This is a genomic window from Variovorax raffinosi, from assembly GCF_051216615.1.
Lineage (GTDB): Bacteria > Pseudomonadota > Gammaproteobacteria > Burkholderiales > Burkholderiaceae_C > Variovorax.
In genome coordinates, this window is record NZ_JBPJZR010000005.1 from 331,278 (window position 1) to 345,259 (window position 13,982).

General features: G+C 65.8%; 14 protein-coding genes. 10 read left to right on the forward strand and 4 right to left on the reverse strand.

Annotated features, from left to right (window positions below):
• Nucleotides 1–22: 22 nt before the first annotated feature.
• The 6 genes from ACSFB7_RS18005 (at nt 23) to ACSFB7_RS18030 (ending at nt 5,250) form a co-directional block, all read left to right on the forward strand.
• Nucleotides 23–880, forward strand: coding sequence for a 3',5'-nucleoside bisphosphate phosphatase (locus ACSFB7_RS18005; RefSeq protein WP_435472463.1), 858 nt, complete (start codon nt 23–25; stop codon nt 878–880).
• Nucleotides 877–1,854 (forward strand): DMT family transporter, encoded by a 978-nt coding sequence (locus ACSFB7_RS18010; protein ID WP_435472465.1) that lies wholly within the window; start codon nt 877–879, stop codon nt 1,852–1,854. The genes ACSFB7_RS18005 and ACSFB7_RS18010 overlap by 4 nt, the downstream gene beginning before the upstream one ends.
• Nucleotides 1,855–1,869: 15 nt before the next feature.
• Nucleotides 1,870–2,505 (forward strand): L-threonylcarbamoyladenylate synthase, encoded by a 636-nt coding sequence (locus tag ACSFB7_RS18015; protein WP_435472467.1) that lies wholly within the window; start codon nt 1,870–1,872, stop codon nt 2,503–2,505.
• 44 nt (nt 2,506–2,549) lie between these two features.
• Nucleotides 2,550–3,221: a site-2 protease family protein gene (locus tag ACSFB7_RS18020; RefSeq protein WP_435472469.1), complete on the forward strand. Its 672-nt coding sequence runs from the start codon at nt 2,550–2,552 to the stop codon at nt 3,219–3,221.
• 21 nt (nt 3,222–3,242) lie between these two features.
• The gene (locus ACSFB7_RS18025; RefSeq protein WP_435472471.1) at nt 3,243–4,574 is read left to right on the forward strand and encodes a tryptophan--tRNA ligase; all 1,332 of its coding nucleotides are present in this window, start codon (nt 3,243–3,245) and stop codon (nt 4,572–4,574) included.
• Nucleotides 4,575–4,650: 76 nt separating this feature from the next.
• A complete protein-coding gene (locus tag ACSFB7_RS18030; RefSeq protein WP_187111633.1) occupies nt 4,651–5,250 on the forward strand; it encodes a LuxR C-terminal-related transcriptional regulator in 600 nt (199 codons plus the stop codon).
• Between the two features lie 386 nt (nt 5,251–5,636).
• On the opposite strand, the gene shkS is transcribed toward ACSFB7_RS18030, so the two are convergent.
• Entirely contained in the window at nt 5,637–7,052 is a 1,416-nt protein-coding gene (gene shkS, locus ACSFB7_RS18035) for a surface-behavior sensor histidine kinase ShkS (RefSeq protein WP_435472697.1), read from the reverse strand.
• A gap of 160 nt (nt 7,053–7,212) precedes the next feature.
• Between shkS and ACSFB7_RS18040 the strand changes: the two genes are divergently transcribed.
• Nucleotides 7,213–7,611, forward strand: coding sequence for a VOC family protein (locus ACSFB7_RS18040; RefSeq protein WP_435472473.1), 399 nt, complete (start codon nt 7,213–7,215; stop codon nt 7,609–7,611).
• On the forward strand, nt 7,605–8,006 hold the full coding sequence (locus ACSFB7_RS18045; protein WP_435472475.1) for a phage holin family protein: 402 nt from the start codon (nt 7,605–7,607) through the stop codon (nt 8,004–8,006). Before ACSFB7_RS18040 ends, ACSFB7_RS18045 begins: the two co-directional genes overlap by 7 nt.
• Before the next feature lie 19 nt (nt 8,007–8,025).
• On the opposite strand, the gene ACSFB7_RS18050 is transcribed toward ACSFB7_RS18045, so the two are convergent.
• Complete coding sequence (locus ACSFB7_RS18050) at nt 8,026–9,336, reverse strand: FAD-dependent oxidoreductase (RefSeq protein WP_435472477.1); 1,311 nt, start codon at nt 9,334–9,336, stop codon at nt 8,026–8,028.
• A 361-nt stretch (nt 9,337–9,697) separates the two neighbouring features.
• Nucleotides 9,698–10,732: a Bug family tripartite tricarboxylate transporter substrate binding protein gene (locus ACSFB7_RS18055; RefSeq protein WP_435472479.1), complete on the reverse strand. Its 1,035-nt coding sequence runs from the start codon at nt 10,730–10,732 to the stop codon at nt 9,698–9,700.
• Between the two features lie 129 nt (nt 10,733–10,861).
• On the opposite strand from ACSFB7_RS18055, the gene ACSFB7_RS18060 reads away from it, so the two are divergent.
• Complete coding sequence (locus ACSFB7_RS18060; RefSeq protein WP_435472481.1) at nt 10,862–11,758, forward strand: LysR family transcriptional regulator; 897 nt, start codon at nt 10,862–10,864, stop codon at nt 11,756–11,758.
• Nucleotides 11,759–11,879: 121 nt separating this feature from the next.
• On the forward strand, nt 11,880–12,794 hold the full coding sequence (locus tag ACSFB7_RS18065) for an alkaline phosphatase D family protein (protein WP_435472483.1): 915 nt from the start codon (nt 11,880–11,882) through the stop codon (nt 12,792–12,794).
• A 45-nt stretch (nt 12,795–12,839) separates the two neighbouring features.
• On the opposite strand, the gene ACSFB7_RS18070 is transcribed toward ACSFB7_RS18065, so the two are convergent.
• Complete coding sequence (locus ACSFB7_RS18070) at nt 12,840–13,961, reverse strand: ABC transporter substrate-binding protein (protein ID WP_435472485.1); 1,122 nt, start codon at nt 13,959–13,961, stop codon at nt 12,840–12,842.
• Between the last annotated feature and the right edge of the window lie 21 nt (nt 13,962–13,982).

Below are 13,982 nucleotides of genomic sequence, written 5' to 3' on the forward strand. Positions count from 1 at the left end.
CCAGACCCCATAGAATGCCAGGGTGTCCTCCATTCTCAATGCCGATCTTCACTGCCACTCCGTGGTCTCCGACGGCACACTGACGCCCGAAGAACTGGCCGTACGCGCGGCCGCCAACGGGGTCGAACTGTGGGCCCTCACCGACCACGACGAGGTCGGCGGCCAGCACCGCGCAGCCGCTGCAGCGCGCGAAAACGGCATGCGCTACCTCACCGGCACCGAGATCTCGGTGACCTTCGCGAACGAAACCGTGCACATCGTCGGCCTGGGCTTCGACCCCGACGACGCGGCCATGACGCAGGGCCTGTACGACACGCGCGGCGGCCGCGGCAAGCGCGCGCAAGAAATGTCCGAGGGGCTGGCCAAGGTCGGCATCCACGGCGCTTACGAAGGCGCGCTGCGCTTCGTCGGCAACCCCGAACTGATTTCGCGCACGCACTTCGCGCGCTTCCTGGTCGAGCAGGGCCACTGCCGCGACACCCCCGAGGTGTTTCGCAAGTTCCTCACCGAAGGCAAGCCCGGCTATGTGCCGCACCGCTGGGCCTCGCTGAAAGACGCAGTGCACTGGATCACCGCTGCCAAGGGCATGGCCGTGATCGCGCACCCGGGCCGCTACAAGTTCACGGCCAACGAGGAGTACGCGCTGTTCCTCGAATTCAAGGCGCATGGCGGCCAGGCGATCGAGGTCGTCACGGGCAGCCACACGCCGGCCGAGTACGTCGAATACGCCGACAAGGCGCTCGAGTTCGATTTCGCCGCCTCGCGCGGCAGCGATTTCCACAGCCCCGACGAGAGCCACTGCGATCTCGGCAAGCTGCCACCGTTGCCCGGCAAGCTCACGCCGGTGTGGGAACTGCTCGGCCACCGCATCCAGCAGTGAGCCAGAGCCCCGGGCCCGGCATCGACAACGCGGCGACCGTTGCGCTGGCGAATGCACGCGCGGCGCAGCAGCAAAGCCGCAGCAAGGAATCGGAACGCATCCTCGCGGGCATCGGCCTGGTGATCGTGGCGGTGGCCTGCTTTGCCACGCTCGACACCGCCACCAAGTACTCCACGCTCGGCGTGCCGATCCTCATGGGTGTGTGGTTCCGCTATGCCTTCCAGGCGGTCGCCACCACGATGGTGCTGCTGCCGCTGCACGGCCCCGCATTGCTGCGCACCAGGCATCCGCGCTACCAGATGCTGCGCGGGGCGCTGCTGCTGTCGTCGAGCATCTTTTCGTTCTTGAGCCTGCGCTACATGCCGCTGGCCGAGTTCACGTCGATCGTGCTGATCGCGCCGCTGGTGATCACGCTGCTGGCGGCCACCACGCTCAAGGAGCATGTGTCGCCGCTGCGCTGGTCGCTGGTGGCGGGCGGCTTCCTCGGCACGCTGGTGATTCTTCGCCCGGGCGGCAGTTCGTTCAGCTGGGCCGTGCTGCTGCCGCTGGGTCTGGTGATGACCAACGCGTGGTTCCAGGTGCTCACCAGCAAGCTGGCGCAGACCGAGAACCCGCTCACGATGCATTTCTATACGGGCTGGGTCGGCACGTTGATCGCCTCGTGCGCGCTGCCCTTCGTGTGGACCGCCCTGCCCTCGTGGGAATGGTGGGCGCTGTTGTGCCTCATGGGTTTCATGGGCACGGTGGGACACTTCATGCTGATCCTTGCGTACCAGCGCGCGCCTGCATCCACGCTCACGCCATATCTGTATGCGCAGATCGCCTTTGCGATGCTGGGCGGATGGCTCATTTTTTCCCACGTGCCCGACCACTTCTCGCTGCTCGGCATGGCGATGATCGCGGTCTGCGGCGCGGCTGGTGCGTGGCTCACGGTGCGCGAGCGGCGCGTGCCCATCGAACCCGCGGAATCCTGATCAGGAGATAGCTTTATGGCCCAGTACTTCGAAGTCCACCCCGAGAACCCGCAGCAGCGCTTGCTCAAGCAGGCCGTCGCGCTGCTGGAGCGCGGCGAGATCGTGGCCGTGCCCACCGACTCCAGCTATGCGCTGGCCTGTCACCTCGATGACAAGGACGCGGTCGACCAGTTGCGCCGCATCCGCCAGGTCGACGACAAGCACCACCTCACGCTGCTGTGCCGCGACCTGAGCGAGCTGGCCAACTACGCGCGCGTCGACAACAAGCAATACCGCCTGCTGAAGGCGGCCACGCCGGGCCCGTACACCTTCCTGCTCGAAGCCACCAAGGAAGTGCCGCGCCGCGTGAGCCATCCGCAACGCAAGACCATCGGCCTGCGCGTTCCCGACCACAAGGTGCTGCTGGAGCTGCTCGCGCTGCACGGCGCGCCGCTGCTGGCCACCACGTTGATTGCGCCCGGCGAAACCGAAGCGCTGAACGACGCGCAGACCATCCGCGAACGCTTCGAAAAACAGATCGGTGCCGTCATCGACGCCGGTGCTTGCCCTTCGCAGCCCACCACCGTGGTCGACCTGACGCCCATGGGCACGGGCGACGACCCGGTTGTGGTGCGGCAGGGACGCGGCGCGCTGGGCGTGCTCGGCCTCTGAAAAGTTGCGACTGATAACCAATGCCTGTCTGACACAATCGCCCGGTGGATATTTCCAATCTCATACAGACCGTTCTCATCTACGCACTGCCCGTGATCTTCGCGATCACGGTGCACGAAGCGGCCCACGGCTATGTGGCGCGCCATTTCGGCGACAACACGGCCGAGGTGATGGGACGTGTCACCCTCAACCCGATGAAGCACATCGACCCCATCGGGACCATCCTGATGCCGCTGATGCTGTACTTCGCGACATCGGGTGCCTTCCTGTTCGGCTATGCCAAGCCGGTGCCGGTCAACTTCGGGCGGCTGCGCCATCCGAAGCGCGACATGGTGTGGGTCGCATTGGCAGGGCCGGTCTCCAACTTCATCCAGGCCATCCTTTGGGCTCTGGTGTTGGTGACTTTGGTCGCGGTCGGCGTCAATGAAACCTTTTTCATCAAGATGGCGCAGGGCGGCGTGTTGGTCAACCTCGTGATGTGGGCCTTCAACCTGTTCCCGCTGCCGCCGCTCGATGGCGGACGCGTGCTGGCGGGCCTGCTGCCCAACGGGCCGGCGCAGAATTTCCTTGCGCGCATCGAGCCCTATGGCTTCTTCATCGTGATGGCGCTGGTGCTGGCGGGCATCGTCAGCAACTACTGGCTGCGGCCGCTGATGGATGTCGGCTACTTCGTCATCAACCTGATCATTACGCCGCTCAAGGCACTGCTGCTCTAAGTTTCTTCGCACGTACGTCACATGGCTTCGTCTTCTCCAGCTCCCCTGCGCGTCCTGACCGGCATCACGCCCTCGGGCACGCCGCACCTTGGCAACTACGTCGGCTCGATCCGCCACTCGGTGCGGCAAAGCGTCGCGCCCGGTGTCGAGAGCTTCTTCTTCCTGGCCGACTACCACGCACTCATCAAGGTGCAGGAGCCTGAAAAGATCCAGCGCTCCACGCTCGAGATTGCCGCGAGCTGGCTGGCCTGCGGGCTCGACCCCGAGCGCGTGACCTTCTATCGCCAGTCGGACATTCCCGAGATTCCCGAGCTGACGTGGTTCCTGACCTGCGTCACCGGCAAGGGCGTGCTCAACCGCGCCCATGCCTACAAGGCGCAGCTCGACAAGAACGTGGCCAAGGGCGAAGACCCCGACGCAGACGTCACAGCGGGCCTGTTCATGTACCCGGTGCTGATGGGCGCGGACATCCTGATGTTCAACGCCCACAAGGTGCCCGTGGGCCGCGACCAGGTGCAGCACATCGAGATGGCGCGCGACATGGCGCAGCGTTTCAACCACCAGTACGGCGAGCACTTCACGCTGCCCGACGCCGAGATCGACGACGCGGTTGCCACCCTGCCCGGCCTCGACGGCCGCAAGATGAGCAAGAGCTACAACAACACGATCCCGCTGTTCGCAGCGCGCGCGTACCTGCAAAAGCAGATCGCCAGCATCGTGACCGACTCGCGCGCACCCGGCGAGCCGAAGGAGACCGAAGGCTCCGCGCTCTTCCAGATCTACCAGGCCTTTGCCGATGCCGACGAGACCGAGATGCTGCGCAAGGCCTATGCCGACGGCATCGGCTGGGGCGACGCCAAGCAGTTGCTGTTCGAGCGCATCGACCTCGAAGTGGCGCCGCTGCGCGCGCGCTACGACGCGCTCATGAGCAACCCGGCCGAGATCGAGCGCATCCTGCTCATCGGCGCGGAAAAGGCACGCGACCTCTCGAAGCCCTTCATGACGCGCTTGCGCCACGCGGTCGGCCTGCGCAACCTCGCGGCGGGCAAGGGCCAGGGCGGCGCCAAGGCGGCCAAGGTCGCCAAGCCCAGCTTCAAGCAATACCGCGAGCGTGCCGACGGGCTCTTTTATTTCAAGCTGCTCGACGCGCGCGGCGAAACCTTGCTGCAAAGCCGCGGTTTCACGTCGCCGCAAGAAGCTGGCCGTACCATCGCGGTCTTGCAGGAACAGCGCGGCGCTGCACTGGCCAGCCTGGCCGCGCAGCTCGAGCCGCTCGACACAGAAGGAACACGCGCCGTCACCGAGGCGCTGGAGGCACTGGCGGAGGCAACGACCACAACCCAAGGAAGTTGATCCGGCATGAGACCCACCGGCCTATCCGCCGGTGAGCAGGAAGAGAGAAGACGGTGCGATCACAAAGGAAGAAAACATGAGCATTTATGTCATCGACGACCACCCCCTGATGCGCGACGCGATCGTGATGGTCTTGCGGCGCTTGCGCCCGGCCGAGAACATCGTCGAGCTCGAACGCCTGGACAAGCTCGCGGGCTCGGTCCAGCAGCGTGGCGCTCCCACCCTTTTCTGCCTGGACCTGAAGCTGCCGGACACCAACGGCGTCTCGGGCGTCATCGCGGTCAAGCAGGTCTACCCCAACGTGCCGATCGCCGTGTATTCGGCGGCACCGGCCGCGGACATGGAAGACGCCTGCATCGAGGCCGGCGCCGACACCTACATCGAGAAGTCGGCCAGCTCGAACGAGTTGGCGGCTGCATTGCGCGGCCTGCTGATGGCGGGCTCGGAAGACACCGAGGAACTGCCGGCGGCCAACAGCGGCAAGCTGTCCAAGCGCCAGACGCAGTTGATCGCCATGCTCGACAAGGGCATGAGCAACCGCGACATCGCCACTGACCTGGAGATCAGCGAGCACACGGTGAAGGTGCACTTGTGGCGCCTGTTCCGCCGGCTGGGTGTGAAGAGCCGTACGCAGGCGCTGCACTTTGCGCGGACCAACGGGCTGCTGTCGGGCTGAGTCCCTGACTTCGCGGCTGGAAGCGGCTGCTGCTGTCTAGGAACCGCGCCTTTGTGCGCGGTTTTTTGTTGGCTGCGTCTGAGGGGTGCGGTTCATTCATTCAGGGCGTCGCTCACGCCGACACGGTGCTCTTTTTCGCGAATGTCCCCCGCTTCGCTCCTCCTTTATTTCGCGAAAAAGAGCCCCGTATCGACGCGAGCGCTCAGAGCACTGGTTGATCGGCGATCACCAGCAGCGTGTCCTGTGCGAATGACGCCAGGTGCTCCCCGCAGCGAAATAAAGGAGGAGCGAAGCGGGGGACATTCGCGGAGGGGAGCTCCTGGTGTCATTCGCACGCACCAAGAATGACCCCGCACTAAGCCGCCCCCGAACGAACAGCGGCGCGCTCAGCCGCCCGAAGCACTCACACGCGCCTGCGCCACGGCCTCATCAGCGTCATGCAGCGCCACACGGAACACACTGCCCCCACCCACCCGCGAACGCACGCTGACCGGATGCCCCAGCACATGCGACAGCCGCGCCACGATGGCCAGCCCCAGGCCGAAGCCGTCCGAGGTGCCCGCATGGTCGGCGACCTTGTAGAACTCCAGGAACACATCGCGCAGGTGCTCGGGCGCGATGCCGATGCCGGTGTCCCACACCTCGACGCGCATGCCTTCGCGCGTCTGCCGCGCGGCCAGCAGCACGCCGCCTTCGGTTGTGTACTTGATCGCGTTCGCCAGCAGGTTGCCGATCATGCGGCGCACGCGGATCGGGTCGGTGAGAAACGAGCCTTCGGTCACATGCACGCGAAAGTCCAGCCCGCGGCTTTCGGCCACCGGACGGTATTGCAGTTCGAGGTCGTGCAGCAGCTCCGACACGTCGACGCGCTCGATGTGCAGCCGCACCTGGCCCGAGTCGATGCGCGCCAGGTCGAACATGGAGTCGAACAGCGCATTCACCGCATGCGTGGCGCGCACGATCTTCGGCGCAAGCTCCAGCACCAGTTCGGGCTCGTTGCGCAGCCAGTCGGCGTACAACGAAAGTGCCAGCACGGGCTGGCGCATGTCGTGCGCCGCGCTGGCCAGGAAGCGGTTCTTCATGGCTACGGCCGACACCGCCGCCTGCCGCTGCTGGGTCAGCGACTTGATCAGGATGTGGTTGTGGAACAGCAGCTCCAGGCTGTTGCGCGCCGTCTCGTGGATGTGCCGCCCCGCCCGCAGCAGCAGGAACCAGTGAAGGATCGGCAGGATCGGCATCAGGTAGCTGTACTGGAACTGCGGATGCTGCAGGACGATGAACGACAGGCGGATCACCACCGCGCCCAGCATCGTGATGAACAGCGTGTTGACATACCGCTTGAGCAGCGGCGGATGCAGCGCCAGCCCGTTGAGCGGGAAGGTGCCCACGCCCGCCACGATGAGCCAGCTCATGAACTGATTGACCTGCGGCGTGCGCTCGAAGAACAGCAGGATCGAAAAACCCCACACCACCGCGCTGGTGCTCCACACGAAGCCATAGCGCTCGGTGAACTGCAGTTGCGCCGTCGCGCTGCGGCCCGCGTAGCGCACTGCATAGACCCGCGCGCCCCATGCGCGGCAGGCGGTGGCGATGATGCCCGCCACCAGCCAGGTGATCAGCTCCCACCGGGGCACGTAGCCCCAGTTCAGGCCGACCATGGCCGGCATCAGTGCGAAGGAAACGAAGTACGAGCCGCGCGCTGAGCGCATCAGGCTTCGGATGAGTTCGCCGCGCACCCACGATTCAGCCTCGTCGGCCGAAGCCGGGGCGGGTGTCAAGCTGGCGATCGACGCATTGGCCATATGGCGCATGACCCTTGTTTATCCGGCCACCCAAAAAAGCCCCTTGGAACAAGGGGCGTGAAGAGTCGGCGATCTTAACGGGCTGTCCGTTATTGTTTCACGGGGTAACGATTCAAAACAAAGCCGGACCTCCCGAAAAACATTCAGGAAGAATCGCCACATGCTGTCCCATGTTTTCATCGGCGTGACCGACTTCGAGCGCGCCTTCTCCTTCTATTCGGCGCTCATGAGCGAACTCGGCCTCAAGCTGAGGTTTCGCGATGACACCCGGCCCTGGGCCGGTTGGCAAAGCCCCGATGCGCCGCGTCCGCTGTTCCTGGTGGGTACCGCATTCGACGGCAACGACGCCACGCCGGGCAATGGCCAGATGGTGGCGCTGCTGGCCGCCGACCGCGCCACCGTCGACCGCGTCCATGCCACGGTGCTGGCCCGGGGCGCCGTGTGCGAAGGTCCACCCGGGCTACGGCCGCACTATCACCCGGACTACTATGGCGCCTATTTCCGCGATCCGGACGGAAACAAACTCTGCGTCTGCTGCCACACACCACCGACATGCTGAACAACCTGACCCCCTTCCTCATCCACTGGGCCATCACCGCCGTCTCGCTCTGGGTGGCCAGCCATCTGTTTCGCGGGCTCAAGTTCGACAGCACCGGCGCGCTGGTGGTGTCCGCCCTGCTGCTGGGCCTGGCCAACGCCGTCGTCAAGCCGCTGCTGATCCTGCTGACGCTGCCGTTGACGCTGGTGACCTTCGGGCTGTTCCTGCTGGTCATCAACGCGCTGATGATCCTGTTGGTGGCCGCGCTGGTGAAAGGGTTCCGGGTGTCCGGCTTCTGGACCGCCCTGTTCGCGAGCATCTTCATCTCGCTGCTGAGCATCGTCATCGGCTCGTTCGTCACGAGCAGCGACCCGGCCGAGAAGGTGCAGATGCCGCAAAGCGGCAACTGGCTCTGAGCCTGGGTTTCCTGCTGACTTAACCGAGCACCGCGCCCCCGCGCACCAGCGCCTCGCGCAGCGCCGGCACGGGAACGGCCCGCACCTGCACGCCCATGCCGGCGTCCGCGGCCCTGGCGGCCATTGCCGCCGCAATGCCGGCCGCATGGCCGACCGCCATCGAGATGGTCATGACACGGATCGCCGCCAGCGCCTCGTGGCTGGCCGAGATGCCGCGGCCCACCACCAGCGCGTTGTCGAGCGTGCTCGGGATCAGGCTGCGGTACGGGATCTGGTACGCATGGTCGGCATCCATTGGCACATAGTGCAGCGCACCACCCGAGGCCGGGTGAATGTCGATCGGGTACGCACCCGCCGCGATCGCATCGGGAAACTGCACCGGCTTCAACAGCTCCTCGGCCGTCAGCACATGGTCGCCCTCGACCCTGCGGGTTTCGCGCACGCCCACTTGCGTGGCAAAGGCGCGCAGCCGGCCGTCTTCGCAGCCGGGCACCGAGTTGGTCAAAAACCAGGCCGCCTTCCAGGCCTGCCGGCGCCCTTCGATCTCGGCGGCGCCCAGCGCCATCGGGTCGGTGGCGTCGATGCCCAGACGGCTGATGTTGAACCAGCCGTCCGTCGAATAGGGGTCACGGCTCGAATGCAGCGCGGCCCGCGCGAGCTGGCCTTGCGCATAGCCCCGTGCGGCCAGTTCGGCCAGCTCTGCTTTCGTCAGCGCGCCGAAGCGGTCGAAATCGATGGGTCCGAAGCGAAACATCATCGTGGCCGGCTGCAGCGTTTCGTTGTCGCCGAGTTCGAGAAAACGGGCACCGGCCTGCTTCAACGCATCCATGTCGCCCGATGCATCGACGAGCACACCGGCACGCAGGCGCAGCACGCCGCCCTTGGTCAGCACGCGCATGCCGACGACGCGCCGCCCTTCGCATTCGACATCCAGCAGGTTGGCATGCAGCAGAGGCCGCACGCCGGCCTCGGCCACCATGTCGTCGAGCGCCAGCTTGAGCACTTCGGGCGCGTACTCCACGCGGTCCATGTGGTGCCCGGTAGACATGACAAAGCTCTCATGCGCGCGCGCCCCGCCATACAAGCGCAGCCGCGCGACCACTTCGTCGGCCAGGCCGGCCACGACACGGCGGCCGTTGCCGGTCTGCCAACTGTTGAACTGCGCCACCGCACCGGCCGTGGCGTTGCCGCCCAGGAAGCCGTACCGCTCCACCAGCACCACCGAGGCGCCCTGCCGTGCTGCCGCAACGGCAGCCATGGTGCCCGCGACGCCGCCGCCACAGACCACTACGTCGGCTTCTATGACGTGGCTGCTGGTGTTCGGGTTCATGTCAGGGGTTCCGTTTGTTGGGGTACTCGGGGGTTGGGATTGGGGTTCGGGTGCGGGTTCATTCGGGGCGCGTGCGAATGACACCAGGAGCTCCCCTCCGCGAATGTCCCCCGCTTCGCTCCTCCTTTATTTCGCTGCGGGGAGCACCTGGTGCCATTCGCACATGGACACGCTCTGCGTTTGCGGCCGATCAACGACCGCTCTGTCCAACGCTCACGTCGATACGGGGCTCTTTTTCGCGAAATAAAGGAGGAGCGAAGCGGGGGACATTCGCGAAAAAGAGCACCGTGTCGGCGGGAGCGTCGCCCTGAACAGCGCACGTCAAACACAACGTGACGAACAGAAAAGCAAGCGTTCATCCTCAACTCTCCAGCCGGATGCCACGGGTTTTAACCACCTGGCTCCAACGATTGCCCTCCGCCTTCAGATACTCGGCCGTGGCCTCGCGCCCGCTGGTGAAAGTCTCAAGGCTCAGCGCATCGAACCGCTTCGTCACCACGTCCGACTGCAACGCCGCAGCCAACAGCTTTTCAAGCCTTGCCAGCCCCTCGTTCGGAATCGTGCCCTTGGGCGCAACCAGCGTGGCCCAGCCCTCGACTTCCAGGCTCTGCAGCTTGAGGCTGCGAAAGGTCGGCACGTTCGCCAGCTCCGCCACCGGCTGCGGCGAAGACACCGCCAACGCCCGCAGACGCCCCGAACGGATATGAACGATCACGCTCGGCAGATTCAGGAAGCCCATCGACACCAGCCCCGAGATCAGGTCAGGCATCAGCGCGCTCTCGCCCTTGTACGGCACGCTGACCAGCGAAGTACCCGTCTCCAGCGAGAACAGCTCGGCCGTCAGATGCGCCAGCGTGCCCGTGCCGCTGTTGCCCGCGCTGAGCCTGCCGGGCTGCGCCTTGGCCTGCCCGATCAGGTCGCCAATGCTCATGGCCTTCGAATCCGCCGGCACCACCAGCACCAGCGGCTGGCGCGACACCATGCCGATCGCGTCGAAGTCGCGCGCCACGTCATAGCTCAGCTTGGGGTTCAGCACCGGGTTGATCACCATGCTGTTGCTGCCCATCAGCAGCGTGTGGCCGTCGCGGCTTTGCGCCGCTGCAGCCACGCCGATGGCGCTGCCCGCGCCCGGCTTGTTCTCCACCACCACCGCCTGCCCCAGTTGCGGCGCCAGCACCTCGGCCAGCACGCGTGCCGAGCCATCGGCACCGCCACCCGGCGCAAAGGGCACGATGATGCGCAACGGCTTCGTGGGCCAGGCCTCCGTGGCGCCGGCTTCGCGCGGCAGCCCTGCGACCAGCGTGCCGCCAGCGGCCAGGGCCAGTGCCGACAGCACGTTTCTGCGGGTGATGCCGGAAGTATTCGTGCCGCAAGCCGCGGGGGGACGTTGGACCATGTGCTTGTCTGCCTCTGTGTTCTGTGAATCCGCCGATCCTAGGAAGGCGCCCGTCGGCCGACAAATACCAACTTGTCGTGTGCCCATAACATCGCGTTATCCCCCAGGCTCCAGACGACGGAGAAAGTCATGAACCTCAGACAGATCGAAGTCTTCCGCGCCGTCATGCTGGCCGGCTCGGTCACCGACGCCGCGCGGCTGCTGCATGTGTCGCAACCGGGCATCAGCCGCATGCTGTCGCACATCGAGCTGCAGCTCGGGCTGCCGCTGTTCGAGCGCCGCAGGGGCAAGCTGCTGCCCACGCCCGAAGCGCAAGCGCTGTTTGCCGAGGTCGAGCAGGTCTACCGTGGCGTGGCGCGCATCGACGAATGCACGCAGGCGCTGAAGAACGGCAAGATGCTGACGCTGCGCGTGCTGTGCAGCCCCGGCACCGGGCTGGAGATGGTGCCCAACGCGCTCATGGCGCTCGGCCGGGAGTTTCCATCGGCCAGCATCTACATGGAGATCGCACTGGCCAAGGACATGGTCAAGCGGCTCGCCGCCCACGAGGTCGACGTCGCCATCTCGACCCTGGTCATGGACGACCCGCTGCTCGATTCGCGCCCCATCGGCAAATGGACACTGGCCGGCGTCTTCCCCAAGGGCCATCCGCTCGAAGCCAGGCGCACGCTCAAGCCCATCGACATACTGAAAGAGCGGATGATTTCCTTCAGCCCCGACACGCCGCAGGGCCGCATCATTGCCGACTGGTGCGTGAGCAACGCCTGCAAGCCCGATGCGCAGATCGAGGTGCGCGCCGGCCAGGCCGCCTGCGCGCTGGCCGCGGCGGGCGCCGGCGTTGCCATCGTCGACGACCTCACCGCGCGCGGCTGCATGACCGACCGGCTGAGCCACCGGCCGATCGCCAAGGCGCCGTTGTTCGACGTGTTCGCGGTAACCAACCAGAACTTCGCGGCCTCGTTGCTGTCGAGCCGCTTCATCGTGCATGCGCAGGCGGCGCTTCGCCAGCTCAAACAGCGCGCCTGAACGCGGCGACTGCATCGCACGCGCTCGGCGCGCCATCCCATATTTCGCTGAGGGACAGAAGGCAACGGCTCCCTATGATCCGGCTCACCCCGGGCACGACACCGGTGAGAGGGACCCACGCATGAAAATCGCCTTTGCCTCCTGCATGAACTTCGAGGCCGGTCCCAACGGCTACCAGCGCGTCTGGAACCGCATCGCGGCCGAGCAGCCCGACTACCTGTTCCTGCTGGGCGACCAGATCTACATGGACTTCTTTCCCAACCTGAATGAGCCCGCCAAGTGGGAGGCGCCGCAATTCAGGGAGGTCATGACCGCGAAGTACACGGCCCAATGGAACGTGCCCAACTTCAGGCTCCTGTTCGACGGCATGCGCCAGCGCCAGGACAACGGCGGCGGCGTCTACGGCACCTGGGACGACCATGACTTCGCCTGGAACAACGCCTGCGGCACGCAGGTCAAGCCGCCGGTGAAAGCCGTGACGCGCGAGCTGTTCTCGCAGTTCATGCGGATCAACCCGCCGACCGAAGGCATCTACTACTCAATCCCTTTGATTCACCAGCAGCAGCGCATCGGCAAGGCGATCTTTCTCGACACGCGCTGGTACCGCGATGTGCCCGGAGACAACCACACGCTGCTCGGCGAAGACCAGTTCAAATTTCTGGAGGCGGAGCTGAAGGACGAGCACGGCTTCGTGCTGATCTGCGCCGGCACGCCGATCCGCGCGACCGGCAATGGCTGGATGCGCTACCGCGACGACTACGCGCGCTTTCGCCAGCTCATCTACAAGCGCAACATCATCTTCCTGTCGGGCGACATCCACGAGAACGCCTTCCTGCCGCCGCCCGGCGAGACGAACATCTTCGAGATCATTTCCTCGGGCGCCTTCGTCACCAAGTACAAGTACGTCGGCGACCGCGAGAACTTCGGCATCCTCGACTACACGCCCGCCAGCACCGACATCAAGCTCTTCGACAAGCACGGGCTCGAGGTGCACAACCGCATCGACAACGCCACCTTCGAGTACCACGAGGTCTAAGGCGCCGCGCCAACAGCGCAGCGCCGCACCCCGCAAGCCCTGTTGCTACTTGCCCCAGACCGCCTTGTACTGCGTGCGGTAGCCGTTGTCGGGGTCGAACACGTTCTTCGGCCCGCCGTCCTTGCCCACGTTGCCCACCGTCACGAGGTGCACCTTGGGCACGTAGCCCGACCACTTCTCGCTGGCGAAGGCACGGTTCAATTCATCGACGATCTGCCAGCCCTGCATGTTCAGCGGCTCGGGCACGGTGCCGGCCTGGAAGCGCTGCGTGCGGATGCGCTGGTAGGCGGCCTCGGAGCCGTCGCCGGCCGACACCGCCTTGGGCGAGCCGTCGCCCTTCTTGCCCGCCGCCGTGAGCGAGGGGCCCATGAAGTCGAAGTACAGGTCGTTGATGGCCAGCGAATGGGTCCACTTGTCGCCGAAGCGCTGCAGCAGCGAGGTCGTGAGCTGCGGCATGCGGGTGGAGCTTTCGGAGATCGGGCTGTCCTCGAAGCTCAGCACGGTGCAGCCGCCGCATTTCTTGATCACCGCCTCCATCGCACGCGCCTTGTACAGCGCAATGGCGTACTGCGAGTCGGTGAAGATCACCACGCCCGCCTTGCCGTTGGAATCGGCCACCACCCACGAGGCGGCGACATCGGCCACGTCGTCGGTCACCGTCGTCACGTTGGCGTAGAGGCCGGCCTTGTCGTTCGGACCCGGCTGCTCGCCCGAGTGCCAGCCGACCAGCGGAATGCCCGACTTGGCCGCGCCCGCGAACGCGGCCTTCTGCTCGGTGGTGTCGAAGCCGCCGACCACGATGCCCGCCGGCTTGACGGCCAGCGCCTGGTTGAGCGCCGCGGTGCGCCCGCTGACGGTGCCCTGCCCGTCGATGACGCGCACCGTCCAGCCGATGGCGCGCGCCGCTTCTTCCACGCCCTTGCTGACGCCGACGATGCCGCCGTTCTTCATGTCGCCCGCGACGAAGACGATGGTCTTGCCCGCTGCCGCCTTGGGGCCGGTGGTGGGGCCGTCCCATTTTTCCTTGGTCATGGTCGCGACCTCGACCTTCTTCTTCGCGACATCGAGAAAGTCGTCGGCCAGGGCCTGGGTTGCCAGCGTGGCGCCGCACAGGGCCAGCACGGCGGCGGCCACGGTGCGCGCGTGGCGCAGGGTCTTGTTCTTCATGCGTGTCTCCAGTCGTTGGTT

Excerpts from the sequence above, each read along its gene's own strand:
- ACSFB7_RS18065 (WP_435472483.1), top strand. The coding sequence starts at position 11,880 with ATGAAAATCGCCTTTGCCTCCTGCATGAACTTCGAGGCCGGTCCCAAC.
- ACSFB7_RS18045 (WP_435472475.1), top strand. The coding sequence starts at position 7,605 with ATGCTGAACAACCTGACCCCCTTCCTCATCCACTGGGCCATCACCGCC.
- ACSFB7_RS18060 (WP_435472481.1), top strand. The coding sequence starts at position 10,862 with ATGAACCTCAGACAGATCGAAGTCTTCCGCGCCGTCATGCTGGCCGGC.
- ACSFB7_RS18040 (WP_435472473.1), top strand. The coding sequence starts at position 7,213 with ATGCTGTCCCATGTTTTCATCGGCGTGACCGACTTCGAGCGCGCCTTC.
- ACSFB7_RS18050 (WP_435472477.1), bottom strand. The coding sequence starts at position 9,336 with ATGAACCCGAACACCAGCAGCCACGTCATAGAAGCCGACGTAGTGGTC.
- shkS (WP_435472697.1), bottom strand. The coding sequence starts at position 7,052 with ATGGCCAATGCGTCGATCGCCAGCTTGACACCCGCCCCGGCTTCGGCC.
- ACSFB7_RS18030 (WP_187111633.1), top strand. The coding sequence starts at position 4,651 with ATGAGCATTTATGTCATCGACGACCACCCCCTGATGCGCGACGCGATC.
- ACSFB7_RS18055 (WP_435472479.1), bottom strand. The coding sequence starts at position 10,732 with ATGGTCCAACGTCCCCCCGCGGCTTGCGGCACGAATACTTCCGGCATC.
- ACSFB7_RS18015 (WP_435472467.1), top strand. The coding sequence starts at position 1,870 with ATGGCCCAGTACTTCGAAGTCCACCCCGAGAACCCGCAGCAGCGCTTG.
- ACSFB7_RS18025 (WP_435472471.1), top strand. The coding sequence starts at position 3,243 with ATGGCTTCGTCTTCTCCAGCTCCCCTGCGCGTCCTGACCGGCATCACG.
- ACSFB7_RS18070 (WP_435472485.1), bottom strand. The coding sequence starts at position 13,961 with ATGAAGAACAAGACCCTGCGCCACGCGCGCACCGTGGCCGCCGCCGTG.